Raw genomic sequence first — 15,258 nt, 5'->3', positions numbered from 1 at the left:
AACTTATATAATTAAGTAGAAATCAATGAAAGTATTAAAATTTGGAGGGACTTCTGTAGGAACCTCAAAAAACATAAACAAAGTGATTAGCATTTTAGAAGATTATTCTAAAAGTGATGCTATAATATGTGTAGTTTCTGCTGTTGGAGGTATTACAGATAGACTATTAAAAGCTGGAGCATTAGCAAACAATAAAGACCAAACGTATGTAAAGGAGTTTGAGGCAATTCAAAAAACGCATTTTAATATTATTTCAGAATTAATTCCAAAGCAAAACAAAGTTGTTTTAAGCAAAGTGGAGAGTATGTTGGAAGATTTAAAAAGCTTACTAGATGGTATCTATTTAATTAATGAATTATCCCCTAAAACATCGGACAAACTAGTAAGTTTTGGTGAGTTATTGTCTTCTTTTATTATTGCCGAAACTTTAAAAAGCAGAAGTATTAATGCAGAAGTAAAAAATAGCCAAGAATTAGTGGTTACCAATTCTAATTTCACAAAAGCTGAAGTAGAATATGATGCAACCAACCAAAATATAAAAGACTATTTTAATAAAGCAAATCAAAAAATAACCATACTACCCGGTTTTGTCTCTAAATCGAAACTTGGAGAAATTACAACACTAGGTCGTGGTGGCTCCGATTTTACTGCTGCAATAATTGCAGCTGCTTTACAAGTAAAACAATTAGAAATCTGGACAGACGTTAGTGGTATGTTTACCGCTAATCCTAAATTGGTTAAACAAGCTTTTCCTATCGATGAAATTTCGTATCAAGAAGCTATGGAGTTATCCCATTTTGGTGCAAAAGTACTATATCCTCCAACGGTGCAACCTGTTTTAAATTTAGATATTCCTATTCATATAAAAAACACCTTGAAACCAGAAGAAGTTGGAACTATTATTTCTAAAAATGAATCTACTGGAAAATCACCAATAAAAGGAATCAGTCATATTAGTAATATCGCTTTACTTACACTAGAAGGAAGTGGAATGATTGGTATACCTGGTTTTTCTAAACGTTTGTTTGAAACTTTAGCTCAAGAAAAAATAAACATTGTATTAATTACGCAAGCGTCCTCAGAACATTCTATTTGTTTAGGTATTGAAACCAAAGATGCTGAAGTTGCAAAAGAAGCAATAGATACAACTTTTGAAAACGAAATATCCCTTCATAAAATAGAGCCTTTAATTTTAGAAAAAGATTTATCTATAATTGCTCTTGTTGGTGATAATATGAAAAGTCATCAAGGTATTAGCGGAAAAATGTTTAGTACACTTGGTAAAAACAATATAAATATTAGAGCGATTGCGCAAGGAGCTTCCGAAAAAAACATCTCTGCAGTAATTGCAGACAAAGATGTTAAGAAAGCTTTAAATACTTTACATGAACGTTTTTTTGAAGAAAACACAAAACAGCTTAATGTATTTATTACTGGAGTTGGAAATGTTGGCGAAAAACTAATAGACCAAATACAACAGCAACATGCTTATTTAAAAAAGAATCTTAAAATTGATGTTCGAATTGTTGGGATGGCTAATTCTAGAAAAATGATTTTTAATGAAAAAGGCCTCGATTTAAACAATTGGGCTGCACAATTTCATCATGCAGATGCATCAAGCTTACAAGGCTTTTTAAATAAAGTAATTGCACTTAATCTACGTAATAGTATTTTTGTTGATATCACTGCAAACGAAGCGGTTTCTAAACTTTATGCAGACTATCTTAAAAATAGTATTGCTGTAGTCGCCTGTAACAAAATTGCTTGTTCTAGTACTTTAGAAAGCTATAAAAACCTACAAAATTTATCACTAAAATACAATGCCCCTTTTTTATACGAAACTAATGTTGGTGCAGGATTACCTATTATTAACACCTTAAAAAACTTAATCGCTTCTGGAGATAAAGTAACCAGTATTCAAGCTGTTTTATCAGGTAGTCTAAATTTTGTGTTTAATAACTTTAGTGATAAAAGAAATTTTCATGACACAGTAAAACAAGCACAATTTGAAGGCTATACAGAACCAGATCCTAGAATAGATTTAAGCGGAATTGATGTAGCAAGAAAAATATTAATTCTCGCTCGTGAAAATGGTGGCTCAATAGAAATTGATGATATTAAAAATGATTCCTTTTTAACCAAAGCAAATTTAGAAAGTGATTCTGTTGATGATTTTTACGAAACATTAAAGGCAGATGAAGCTCATTTTCAAAAACTATACGCTTCTGCAAAAGCAAATAACTGTCAGTTAAAATACGTTGCAGAATATAATAATGGAAAAGCAAAAGTTGGTTTAAAAGAAATTCCGGTAGGTCATCCCTTTTATAACCTAGAAGGAAAAGATAATATTGTTATGTTTTATACACAGCGTTATCCAGAACAACCTTTAATTGTTAAAGGTGCTGGTGCTGGAGCAGATGTTACTGCTTCTGGTTTATTCGCAGATATTATTCAAATTGCAAACAAATAAGTTTACAGTATTTAGTAGCAGTAAGCTGTGCTTACGCAAACGAAATTATAAATGAACGAAATAAAAATATTCTCACCAGCAACGGTTGCCAATGTATCTTGTGGATTTGATGTGTTAGGCTTTTGTTTAGACACCGTTGGTGATGAAATGATTATTAGAAAAACTGTTGAAAAAGGTATTAAAATCACTAAAATTGATGGTTTTGATTTGCCTTTAGAAACAAAAAAAAATGTTGCTGGAGTTGCTGCTTTAGCAATTTATGAGGATGCTAATCCGGAATTCGGATTTGAAATCGAAATCTATAAAAAAATTAAACCAGGAAGTGGTATTGGGAGTAGTTCTGCTAGTGCTTCAGGAGCCGTTTTTGCTATTAACGAACTACTAGCAAAACCATATAACAAAACCCAATTATCAAACTTTGCTATGAAAGGTGAAGCTGTAGCAAGTGGCAGTGAACATGCAGATAATATTGCTCCTGGAATTTTTGGCGGATTCACTTTAGTAAAAAGTAATCAGCCATTAAAAATACTAGAACTACCTACTCCATCTAATCTATATGCAACGTTAATTCATCCACAAATAGAAGTAAAAACTGCAGATGCTAGAAATATTTTACCAAAAAATGTGCCTATGCAAGATGCTATTACGCAGTGGTCTAATGTTGGTAGTTTGGTACATGCATTACATACCAATGATTATAATTTATTAGGAGAATCGTTACAAGATGTAATTGTCGAACCTTTTAGAAGCAAATTAATCCCGTATTATGCTGATGTAAAAGAAGCTGCAATTAAAAACGGCGCTTTAGGAAGTGGTATTTCAGGTTCTGGTCCTTCTATTTTTTCTTTATCTAAAGACATAGAAACAGCAAAAAAAGTAGAAAAAGCAATACAAGAAGTATATACTAAAACAGGAATACAATTCTATACATTCACTTCCAAAATTAACGCAGAAGGAATTAAAATTATAGAAAGTAAATAATAAAAAAATTACACTACGCTTGTCGAAGTATTATAAAAAATACAATAATTAAAAGATTACCGCTTTCGCGGAAAATAAACATGAATTACTACAGTTTAAACCATAAAGCACCTAACACATCTTTTAAAGATGCAGTTATAAAAGGATTAGCTCCAGATAAAGGATTATACTTTCCAGAAAGCATCACACCTTTACCAAAATCTTTTTTTGATAATATAGATAACCTATCCTATTCTGAAATTGCTTTCCAAGCCATTAAACAGTTTGTTTCGCCAGAAATTCCGGAAGACATTTTAAAAACGATTGTAGAAGAAACACTTTCTTTTGATTTTCCTGTAATACAATTAAATGATCATATTTCTACTTTAGAACTTTTTCATGGTCCTACCATGGCTTTTAAAGATGTTGGAGCTAGATTTATGGCTAGATGTTTAGGCTATTTTAATCAAAATAACACCAACGAAGTAACTGTTTTAGTAGCTACTTCTGGTGATACCGGTGGAGCTGTTGCTAATGGTTTTCTTGGTGTAAAAGGCGTTAATGTAGTAATATTATATCCTTCAGGAAAAGTAAGTGATATTCAAGAAAAACAATTAACAACTTTAGGTCAAAACATTAAAGCGTTAGAAGTAGATGGTGTTTTTGACGATTGTCAAGATATGGTTAAACGTGCTTTTCTAGACGATACTTTAACGAGTACAATGCAACTAACTTCAGCAAATTCTATTAATGTAGCACGTTGGTTACCACAACTTTTCTATTTTATGTTTGCATATAAGCAATTACATAAAACACATAAAGACATTGTTTTTTCTGTTCCTAGTGGGAATTTTGGAAATGTTTGCGCTGGTATGATGGCACAACAATTAGGTTTACCAATTAAACACTTTATTGCTTCTAATAACGAAAATAACGTAGTTACAAACTATCTAAAAACCGAAGAATATAATCCAAAAGCGTCTGTACAAACTATTAGTAACGCAATGGATGTTGGTAACCCAAGTAATTTTATTCGAATTCAAGAAATCTATAAAAATAACTTTGAGAGTTTAAAAAACAACTTGTCTTCTTTTAGTTTTTCAGATGCTGTAACTAAAGAAGCCATGTTAGAAATATATAACAATTATAATTATGTTGCAGATCCGCATGGAGCAGTTGGCTATTTAGGTTGTAAATCGTATTTACAAGAAAACCCAAATGCACATTGTGTGTTTTTAGAAACTGCACACCCAACTAAGTTTTTAGATGTTGTAGAAGAAGTTATTCCTCAAAAGCAAGCATTGCCAGAACAAATTCAAGCAGTGATGGGTAAAACAAAAGAAGCTAATAAAATTAGTACTTACGAAGATTTAAAGAACTTTTTATTACAATAAATGAACGATATAAACTTGCAATATTTGGGTTTTTTAAATACTCCAAATTTGTGGTTAAATCCTTCAGAAATTAAAATAGAACAATTAGAAATTGGTAATTCTATTTCTAATTGTTTTACTAAAAACAATCCTAAATTACGTCTTGGTAAACTAGTAGAACGTTTTGTTAGTCATCAATTACAGCAAGATTCTTCTATTTCAATTCTTGCTGAAAACCTTCAAATACAAGATAGAAAAATAACTATAGGTGAAATAGATTGTCTTTTAAAGCAAAATAATCAACCTATTCATTTAGAAATAGTTTATAAATTTTATTTGTATGATGCAACTGTTGGTACAAAAGAAATTGATCATTGGATTGGACCAAACAGAAAAGATAGTCTTATACTAAAACTTAGTAAGCTAACCCAAAAGCAACTACCACTACTCTATAATAGTTGCACAAAAGCGACCATTGAAAAACTAGATTTACATGTTGAAGAAGTACTTCAAAAAGTATGCTTTAAAGCGCAATTATTTTTACCATACAATAAGCAAGATGTCTCTTTTAAAACTATAAACTCTAATTGTGTAAAAGGTTTTTACATTAGAAAAAATGAACTTGATCAATTTACTGATTATCAATTTTATATTCCAGAAAAAAGAGATTGGCTTACCGATATACCAACACATAATTTCTGGCAAGATTACCATACTTTTCTAAAAGAATTAACACCATTTTTAAAACAAGAAAAAGCTCCTTTATGTTGGTTAAAAAAACCAAATGCTAAAACCGAAAAATGTTTTGTAGTTTGGTGGTAGCATGCTAAGAGGAAAAATAAAGTAATCTCATTATACAATGAATATATAAGTTTGACTATCTCAATAAAAATGACGAACTTCGAACTTAAACGATTCCTACCATGAATCATGAAGTCAATACTATAAAAAGTATGACAATAAATTTAATTCAGTAATTCATTCTATTTTTAATTATATTTCAAAGATAAGTTTATGTTAAAAACTCCTGTAATACACCCAACAATAATGGAAGTACTTGCCCGTTCAGGGCATTTTGCACAAGTAGTTATCGCAGATGGAAATTTACCAGTTGGCGCCATGACAGGTCCAAATTCTACTACTGTACACCTTAACTTTCGTCCTGGATTATTAGACGCGCTAACAGTACTTGATGGTATATTACAAGTATGCCCAGTTCAAGGTGCAATTGTTATGGAAAAACCAGCAGAAGCAAATGCCGAAATTCACGATGCATATAAAAATTTATTGGGAGACGATGTAACCTGGGATATTATTGAGCGTTGGTCTTTTTATGATAAGATAAGAGACCCAAATACTACATTAATTATTCAAACTGGAGAACAGCGTCGTTTTGCTAATTTGATACTAACAGTTGGAGTCGTTAAAATGACTGAAGAAAGTAATTTTTAGCAACTTAAATAATATAAAAAAACAACTAGTAGTTCTTTTAAATTTGAAAGTATAAAAACATGATAATCACTCCTATTAAACCTAATTTATATGCATATGCAAATCCCAATGTTGCTTTTGAAGGTAATGTTGCTATAAATATTACAACAGAAAATACTGCTGTAAGTCTAGCTATTCAAAACAATATTGAACATATAAAAAAGCTAAAATATCAAATGATTATTGTTCCTGGTTTTACACCTAGAAATATAACAGAACCGGAAGGAACCAACAAACAAGAGATTAAACGACTTGGAAGAGCAATAAAAGCAATGCGAAAATTTGGTGTACCACTAATTATGGTTTCTGGAGGAAATGTAAGACCACCACAAACTCCAAACAATGAAGCTTACGGAATGAAACAAGTATTAATGTCAAAGTTTAATCTTAACGAAAACCAAATTGCTTTAGATCCTTATGCAAGAACGTCTGTAACCAATATGAGAAATTGTGGTAGATTTATGTTAAAACATAATCTAGAAAGAGCTTTAATTATTACTTCATTTGGTCAAAATTTTTATTTTGGCGCTCAAGCCATATCTACGTATCAAAGTTCTAGTAAAAAAACATTAGGTTATAAGGTTGGTAAATTTCGTTTTTTATCGCTTTACAAAACAAGTTTTATACCAAGTCAAGAAGTATTTAAAAGGTCCAATAGTCCTTTAGACCCTTAACATTTTATCTCTTAATTAAGTGACATAATATTAAAAAAACTCCTTTGTGTTGGAATAATAAAACCAACAAAATTTTTATTTTCATGAATGTATTAAATCAATTTAAATTAGATGGAAAAGTAGCATTAGTTACTGGTTGCAAAAGAGGTATTGGTATGGCAATGGCGATTGCTTTGGCCGAAGCTGGAGCAAATATTATTGGTGTTAGTGCAAGTTTAGAAACCTCTGGAAGTGAGATTGAAAAAGCAGTACTAAAATTAGGCCGTACATTTAAAGCATATAGTTGTGATTTTAGTAATCGTAATGCATTAAATACATTCATTACAGAAGTAAAAAAAGACTTTCCTATTATAGATATTTTAGTAAATAATGCTGGAACTATAAAACGAGCACCTGCTTCACAACATACAGATGCAATTTGGGATGAAGTGATTGAGGTTAACCAAACAGCACCATTTATTCTTACTAGAGAAATTGGTAAAGACATGGTTAAAAGAGGTACAGGTAAAATTGTTTTCACTGCTTCATTACTTACTTTTCAAGGTGGAATTACAGTTCCTGGTTATGCTGCAAGTAAAGGTGCTATTGGACAAATTACAAAAGCCTTTGCAAATGAATGGGCAAAAAGTGGTGTGCATGTTAATGCTATAGCCCCCGGTTATATTAGTACCGATAATACCCAAGCATTAAGAAAAGACAGCATACGTTCTGAGGCGATACTTACTAGAATTCCTGCAGCACGTTGGGGGAATCCTGAAGATTTTGCTGGACCAATCGTGTTTTTATGTTCTGAGGCTTCCAAATACATGCACGGAAGTATTCTTCTTATTGATGGAGGTTGGATGGCACGTTAATAATAGGATACTTTAAAAATATTTTCAATGAAAAACATCATACAACTTACATTTATCACTTTATTTTTATTTGCTTGTAATTCAGATTTAAAAACAAAAAAAAATCTTGTAACCGATTTTAATACACTTGAAAAAGCGATAAATTCTGCTATTGCTGGTGATGAAATCGTCTTAAAAAATGGTGTTTGGAAAAATGCAGCTATTCATTTTTACGGAAACGGGACGAAAGAAAAACCAATTACACTTCGTGCCGAAACCCCTGGGAAAGTAATTCTTGAAGGACAATCTTTTCTGCATTTAGGAGGACAACATTTAATTGTAGATGGTTTGTATTTTAAAAATGGTTATGCTCCAGAAAGTATCATTCGTTTTAAAATAAATGAAGATAGCGTAGCTTTTAATACAAGAGTAACGAATACTGTTATTAAAGATTTTACTAAACCTAATCGATCTACAAACGATAGATGGATTGAGTTCTACGGTAAAAACAACACTTTAGATCATTGTTATATTTCTGGAAAGTCGAATGATGGTGAAACATTAAGAGTCTTTTTTACAGGAAATCAACATATTAATACAAACCACCAAATTGTAAATAATTATTTTGGCCCTAGACCAAGAAAAGGTGGTCCAAGAGCAGAAACAATTCGAGTTGGTGATAGTAAAACTCGCGTTTCTCCTGGCTATGTAAATGTATCAAACAATTATTTTGATGCTTGTAATGGTGAAGTAGAAATCATCTCAGATAAAACCAATTTCAACTCGTATACAAACAATATTTTTTACAAATGTGAAGGCTCTCTAGTTTTACGTCATGGCAGTTATGCAACAGTAAATGCTAATATTTTTATTGGAGGTGATGATTCTAATTTTTATGGAGGAATTCGAGCAATAAATACTGGACATTGGATTACAAATAACTATTTCTATAAGATAAAAGGTCAAGCATTTAGAAGCCCGCTAGCCATAATGAATGGAATTCCTATGACCCCATTAAATAGATACAAACAAGTTACAGATATTGTGGTTGCTCACAATACTTGGGTAGATTGTAAATCGCCAATTCAAATAGGTGTTGGTCAAAACATAGCTAGTGCCAATGTGCTTCCTAAGAGTGAAATTCGCTCTGCTCCTCCTATTCGTTCTACAATTGCAAATAATTTAATTTATAATACTGAAGAAGATAAAACTCCTTTTATAAATCATGATAATATGGAAGGTATTTTATTTAAAAATAATAGCATTGATAATAATGGTATTGCTTATACCGAATATGCTATTCTTCAGAGTAAAAAAATAAAAATAAAACAACTTAACGATTGGTTGTTTGTTCCTACAGAAGTAAAAAACGAAAGCTTAGACTCCGTTTTTAATGGCTATAATTTTGCGAAAATTAAAGAGGATGTTTTTGGTGCTTCTAGAGTTAAAAAAAGTAAAATTGGTGCAATTAATGATTTAGCAACTGCTGAAAAATTTAAAATAGATAAAAGCAAATACGGCCCTAAATGGTTTTCCAAAGAAAAAGAAATTTCTAAAACGAAAACTTTTACAGCTTCATCAAAAGAAGGAGATCTAGCAAAAACAATAGCGCAAGCAAGTTCTGGAGATATAATAGAATTAAATAATGAAGAGAAATATATTATTAATCATTCTCTTCAAATAGATAAGGAAATTACTATTCAATCTAAAGGAACTAATAAAGTGCCACTAATTTTTAAAGGAGCTGATAACACTCCTGTTTTTCTAATGCATCCAAATGGAAACTTAAATTTAAATAATATTTCTCTACAAGGACAAAAGAATCAATTGGCATTTGCTCCATTAGATAAAAATATGGCTTCCGCATATAATTTAAACATAGATAATTGCATAATAAATGGGTTTAATTATGCTTTAAAAGCGACTAAGGGTTCCTTTGCTGATCGTCTTCATTTTAACCATACAAGTATTCAGAATTGTGAAAATGGTTTTGTTTTAGCAGCAGATATAAAAGGAGATTATAATGCCGAAATGGTAACATTTAATGCATGTGAATTTAATAACGTACAACAGAATGTGATTCATTTTTATCGTGGTGGTTATGACGAGTCCACTATTGGTGGAAACTTAATAATAAACAACAATACGTTTATTGCCTGTGGCAAAAAGGAAAAAAGTGACATATTAATTAAGACTACAGGAATTATTAATGTGCATATTAAGGACAATACTTTTCAAAATAATCTAGTGAAATCTATCGCTATATTATGGGGAATTAAAAATAACCATCATAGTAATAATAAGTGTATTAATTCTGGTGAGATAAAAGTTGTAGAGCAACAAAAACAGGACATACTTTATTAATAAAATACATAATTGATACTAATAATAGTATGCAAAAAACAAACATGAGATTAGAACAATTAACTTTTACTAGATTTATCGCTGCGATTTCCATTTTTGTATTTCATTATGGAAAAAATGCATTTCCTTTTCATTTAGATAGTGTTAAAGACCTTTTTAGTCAATCTAATGTTAGTGTAAGCTACTTTTTTATTCTTTCTGGTTTTGTGATGATTATTGCTTACGGGAATAAAAATAAGATAGATTTTCGAAATTATATTAAAAGGCGGTTTGCAAGAATATACCCCGTTTATTTACTAGCTATTATACTCGTATTTTTATATTTAATTATTGCAGGGAAATCAATAGATTTTTATGGTTTATTAGCTAATCTTTTTATGGTTCAAAGTTGGTTTCCTGGATATGCATTATCATTTAATACACCTGGCTGGTCATTAGCTGTGGAGTTATTTTTCTATTTGTCCTTCCCTTTAATATTTAATCAATTCTACAAGAAATGTACGCTAAAAAAAACAACAATTCTTGTTTTATTATTTTTTATAATTAGTCAAATAATACTTCATGTATTATTCTATTCTTCATTTTATGAAGGCTACCCATCTAAAGGGCATGATTTTATTTTTTACTTTCCACTAATGCATTTAAATGAGTTTATAATTGGAAACTTAGCGGGTATTTTTTTTATTAAAGGAATAAAGAAAAGAAATTACGATTGGTTAATTATTGTGATCCTAATATGCTCCGTATTGTTATTAAAACAGAACGTTGGCATCATATTTCACAATGGCATGTTAGCATTTGTTTTTGTTCCATTAATACTTTTAATAGCATCTAATAAAGGTATGTTAACTAGAATTTCGAATACAAAATCACTCGTTTTTTTAGGAGAAATAAGTTATGGTATTTACATACTTCAAAAACCAGTATACTTATATATTAGCAGTATCTTTTATTATTTAAAAATAGACAACTTAGTGCTTGTTTTTTATATCTCACTTATTGTTCTTATAGTGAGTGCTGCTTTTAGTTATAAATACATTGAAACCCCATTACGAAAAAAAATAAATAACTTGAATACAAAAAAAGGGAGTGTAAATAAGCAAATCTCTTCACTTAATTAATTTTTTAGCCTTAAAAAATTAATCCCCAATTAAAACAAGAAAAACCGAATATATTATGATGAAAAAAAATAATAGTGAAAGGGAAAAAATTGACGAATAAAAATTTAATTTTCAAATAATATACATATTTTCGAATTTATTAAAAAAGTCGGAATCTGAAAAGACTAAAATAGAGTAAGAAACTATTAATCAATTAAATAAACCTATGAAAAACTTAACCAAAATTTCAACTACAATTTTACTATCTTTCTTTTTAACAACAAGCTGTATAGAAGATGAAATAAAAGACCTTAACAACTCAGAGGACACAGAGACAACAATTACAGATTCCCGCGACGGACAAGTTTACGATATAGTAAAAATTGGCGATCAAACATGGTTTGCTGAAAATTTAAACTATGCTGGAAATATTGAAGAAGTAACTAGTACATCAGTATGGAGTGCTATTTATAATAATGGAAACTACACCGAACAACCAGCATGGTGTTATTATAATAATGATGCAACCTTTGAAGATATCTTTGGGAAATTATACAATTGGTATGCTATAAATACTGTAGAAATTTGCCCTTCTGGATGGCGTGTACCAACGGTTGCAGATTGGACTACTTTAGGAGATTACCTAGGTGGAGAAATGGTTGCAGGTGGTAAAATGAAAACAACAACATTTTGGAATTACCCAAATACAGGAGCAGATAATTCTAGTGGATTCAATGCCCTTCCAAGTGGTTATCGTAGTAGAGAAGGTTTTAACGGGGATTTTCAAAATTTTGGAGATATAGGACTATGGTGGTCTGCGACTGTTACTAACTCTAATTCTAATTATTCCTTTTCTTACAATTTAGATTTTGAAAGAGCCCGTTTGTTATTAGAATCTACTGAAAATACTGTTGGATTGGCATGTCGCTGTATCAAAAATTAAAGATTTCTTAAAAAACATAAACGGCCTTTATCTGTTTAATTACCTGGATAAAGGCCGTTTTTTTATATGCGTTGAAGAAATTTAACTTTAACTCCATATTAATAGAATTCCTAAAAGCAACTCATTTTTTTTCAATACTTTTGTTTTTCAAACAATACAAAACTAGTTTTCCATTTTCATGGAAACAATAAAATACATTTCAATGAAAAATACTGCATTAACTGCTACTCACGAAGCTCTAGGAGCAAAAATGGTTCCTTTTGCTGGTTATAACATGCCGGTACAATACGAAGGCGTTAACATAGAACACGAAACTGTTAGAAAAAGTGTTGGTGTTTTTGATGTGAGCCATATGGGAGAATTCTTAATTTCTGGTCCTAATGCACTCGCTTTAATTCAGAAAACCTGTAGTAATGATGCTAGTAAACTTACTATTGGAAAAGCGCAATACAGCTGTATACCTAATGATGATGGTGGAATTGTTGACGATTTAATCATCTATAAATTAAAAGAAGAGCAATATCTATTAGTAGTAAATGCAAGTAATATTGAAAAAGATTGGAATTGGATTAGCTCTAAAAATACTGTAGATGCAGAAATGCGTGATTTAAGTGAAGACTATTCTTTACTTGCAATTCAAGGACCAAAGGCTGTTGAAGCTATGCAAACTTTAACTAGTAAGGACTTAGCAGCTATTAAATTTTACAATTTTGAAGTGGGTGATTTTGCAGGAATTGAAAACGTAATTATTTCTGCTACTGGTTATACAGGAAGTGGCGGATTTGAAATTTATTGTAAAAATAATGAAGTCAAACAAATTTGGGATAAAGTAACCGAAGCTGGAGCAACACCAATTGGACTTGCTGCAAGAGACACTTTACGTTTAGAAATGGGATATTGTCTGTACGGAAATGATATAGATGATACCACTTCTCCTATTGAAGCAGGTTTAGGTTGGGTAACTAAATTTACCAAAGAATTTACAAACTCTGAAGCTTTAGCAGACCAAAAACGTCGTGGTGCAACACGTAAACTTATCGCTTTTGAGTTAGACGAAAGAGGAATCCCTAGACAAGGATATGATATTGTAGATGGTCAAGGTAAAAAGATAGGCAATGTAACTTCTGGAACCATGAGCCCAATGCTAGGCAAAGGTATTGGTCTTGGTTATGTGCCTACAGTATTTGCAGATGTAAATAGTAAAATACATATTCAAATACGTAAAAATGCTGTTCCTGCAACAGTTGTTAAATTACCATTTTACAAAGGATAACATGCAAGATTTTCAACAAATAATTAATACAATTCATACCGATTTAAAAAATGAAATTGATCGTGGATTGGTAGCTAATTATATACCTGAGTTATCGCATATTGATGCCAAAAATTTTGGTATTCACTTAAAGTTAATTTCTGGAGAAAGCTTTTCGGTTGGAGAATCTCATGTTCCGTTTTCCATTCAAAGTATTTCAAAAGTATTTGCGCTTTCTAAAGCATTTCAATTACAAGGAGACGCACTTTGGAAACGTATGGATGTAGAACCTTCTGGAGATCCATTTAATCAGTTGTCCTTATTAGAATTAGAAAATGGAATACCAAGAAATCCCTTTATCAATTCAGGAGCTATTGTAATAGCAGACATTTTAGTTTCACAATTAGAAAATCCAAAAGAAGATTTAATACAATTTGTTCGTGATTTAGCAAACGATCAAACGATTGATTATAATTTAGAGGTAGCAGCATCAGAAAAAGCAACAGGTTTTAATAATTTTGCAGCAGCGAACCTTTTAAAATCGTTTCGCAATCTAGAAAATGATGTAGATACCGTACTGGATTTTTATTTTCACCAATGTGCTATCGAAATGAACTGTGAACAATTAACCAATGCTTTTTATTTATTTGCAAATCATGGTACTTGTTTACAAAACAAACAATGGTTAAGTGCTAGCCAGATAAAACGTATTAATGCCATTATGCTTACTTGTGGATTTTATGATGAAGCTGGTGAGTTTGCTTTTGAAGTTGGTTTACCAGGAAAAAGTGGTGTTGGCGGAGGAATTGTTGCACTACTTCCTAATAATCTTGTTATTTCTACCTGGTCTCCAGGATTAAATCCTAGAGGAAATTCTAAAATTGGTATGCAAGCTTTAGAAGCTTTTACGACCAAAACAAAACTCTCTATTTTTTAAAGATTTGCTCGATTCATGTCGAATAAAAAGAAACACAAAATACTTGTTTTAGGTGTAAATGGCTTTATTGGTAATGCTATTTACAAAGAACTATATCCCTATTTTAGAGTTTTTGGAACCTATGCAACATCCAGTACTGTATTAGAAAAAAACAAACAATTTTTTCATTACAACCACGAAGAAGATGATGTCGTAGAAATATTAGAAGCAACAAAACCTAGTATTATTATTTCTGCGCTTCGCGGCAACTTTGCAACCCAAACGATTGCACATCAGCATATTTCTGAATATATAAAACAAAACGATTGTAAGATTATTTTCTTGTCGTCTGCAAATGTATTTGATGCCTATAAAAATTATCCAAGTTACGAGCTAGACAAAACTCTAAGCTCTAGTATCTATGGCCATTTTAAAATCAAAATCGAAAATATGCTCATGCGTTTACCAAAACGAAAATGGGCTATTTTAAGAGTTCCTATGGTTTTTGGTCAAGGTGCTCCAAGAATAGAAGAAATAAAAACATACCTAAAAGAAAAACTGCCAATAGAGGTTTTTCCTAACTTAATAATAAATGTAACGACAGACGATAAACTCTCGCAACAAATACATTATATCATCAATAGGAATAAATCAGGAATTTTTCACTTAGGAAGTACAGACCTAATACATCATGATGAATTTATAAAAGAAATTGTAACTTCTCTAGTAGTATACAATCCTATTTATAAACAAGTTTACACAACAAATGACGATAGATATCTAGCAGTTTTACCCAAAGAAAATCTATTGCCAAAAAACTTACAAATTGAGAGTAAAGATGTATTAAAAATGAGTATTTTGTAGTTTGAATAAAACGACATC

Annotated in this window: 13 protein-coding genes; all 13 read left to right on the top strand. The window is 30.8% G+C overall.

Annotated elements, in window-relative coordinates; translation table 11 throughout:
• Positions 1 to 25 precede the first annotated feature (25 nt).
• The 13 genes from thrA to Q4512_RS13740 all read left to right on the top strand — a co-directional run bounded on the left by thrA (position 26) and on the right by Q4512_RS13740 (position 15,240).
• Positions 26 to 2,470: a bifunctional aspartate kinase/homoserine dehydrogenase I gene (gene thrA / locus Q4512_RS13800; RefSeq protein ID WP_303425704.1), complete on the top strand. Its 2,445-nt coding sequence runs from the start codon at positions 26 to 28 to the stop codon at positions 2,468 to 2,470.
• Positions 2,471 to 2,521: 51 nt separating this feature from the next.
• Positions 2,522 to 3,451 (top strand): homoserine kinase, encoded by a 930-nt coding sequence (locus Q4512_RS13795; protein WP_303425702.1) that lies wholly within the window; start codon positions 2,522 to 2,524, stop codon positions 3,449 to 3,451.
• 80 nt (positions 3,452 to 3,531) lie between these two features.
• Complete coding sequence (thrC, locus tag Q4512_RS13790) at positions 3,532 to 4,824, top strand: threonine synthase (RefSeq protein ID WP_303425701.1); 1,293 nt, start codon at positions 3,532 to 3,534, stop codon at positions 4,822 to 4,824.
• Complete coding sequence (locus Q4512_RS13785) at positions 4,825 to 5,625, top strand: DUF1853 family protein (RefSeq protein WP_303425700.1); 801 nt, start codon at positions 4,825 to 4,827, stop codon at positions 5,623 to 5,625. It begins immediately after the preceding gene.
• 192 nt (positions 5,626 to 5,817) lie between these two features.
• Positions 5,818 to 6,255 carry an RbsD/FucU family protein gene (locus Q4512_RS13780; protein WP_303425698.1) on the top strand — a complete coding sequence of 146 codons (438 nt, stop codon included), beginning with the start codon at positions 5,818 to 5,820 and terminating at the stop codon, positions 6,253 to 6,255.
• 59 nt (positions 6,256 to 6,314) lie between these two features.
• Positions 6,315 to 6,968: a YdcF family protein gene (locus tag Q4512_RS13775; RefSeq protein WP_303425696.1), complete on the top strand. Its 654-nt coding sequence runs from the start codon at positions 6,315 to 6,317 to the stop codon at positions 6,966 to 6,968.
• An 83-nt stretch (positions 6,969 to 7,051) separates the two neighbouring features.
• Positions 7,052 to 7,822, top strand: a complete 771-nt coding sequence (locus Q4512_RS13770; protein WP_303425695.1) for an SDR family NAD(P)-dependent oxidoreductase — start codon at positions 7,052 to 7,054, stop codon at positions 7,820 to 7,822.
• Between the two features lie 27 nt (positions 7,823 to 7,849).
• On the top strand, positions 7,850 to 10,165 hold the full coding sequence (locus tag Q4512_RS13765) for a chondroitinase-B domain-containing protein (RefSeq protein ID WP_303425693.1): 2,316 nt from the start codon (positions 7,850 to 7,852) through the stop codon (positions 10,163 to 10,165).
• Positions 10,166 to 10,209: 44 nt separating this feature from the next.
• Positions 10,210 to 11,286, top strand: coding sequence for an acyltransferase (locus Q4512_RS13760; RefSeq protein WP_303425692.1), 1,077 nt, complete (start codon positions 10,210 to 10,212; stop codon positions 11,284 to 11,286).
• 205 nt (positions 11,287 to 11,491) lie between these two features.
• On the top strand, positions 11,492 to 12,208 hold the full coding sequence (locus Q4512_RS13755) for an FISUMP domain-containing protein (protein ID WP_303425690.1): 717 nt from the start codon (positions 11,492 to 11,494) through the stop codon (positions 12,206 to 12,208).
• A 202-nt stretch (positions 12,209 to 12,410) separates the two neighbouring features.
• Positions 12,411 to 13,481 carry a glycine cleavage system aminomethyltransferase GcvT gene (gene gcvT, locus Q4512_RS13750; RefSeq protein WP_303425689.1) on the top strand — a complete coding sequence of 357 codons (1,071 nt, stop codon included), beginning with the start codon at positions 12,411 to 12,413 and terminating at the stop codon, positions 13,479 to 13,481.
• Between the two features lies 1 nt (position 13,482).
• Entirely contained in the window at positions 13,483 to 14,397 is a 915-nt protein-coding gene (locus Q4512_RS13745; RefSeq protein ID WP_303425687.1) for a glutaminase, read from the top strand.
• A 15-nt stretch (positions 14,398 to 14,412) separates the two neighbouring features.
• Positions 14,413 to 15,240 carry a sugar nucleotide-binding protein gene (locus Q4512_RS13740; protein WP_303425685.1) on the top strand — a complete coding sequence of 276 codons (828 nt, stop codon included), beginning with the start codon at positions 14,413 to 14,415 and terminating at the stop codon, positions 15,238 to 15,240.
• The last annotated feature ends 18 nt before the right edge of the window (positions 15,241 to 15,258 follow it).

It is taken from the genome of Oceanihabitans sp. 2_MG-2023, assembly GCF_030547245.1.
In the GTDB taxonomy this organism is placed as follows: Bacteria; Bacteroidota; Bacteroidia; order Flavobacteriales; family Flavobacteriaceae; genus Oceanihabitans.
This window is presented reverse-complemented; position numbering and strand designations above follow the sequence as displayed.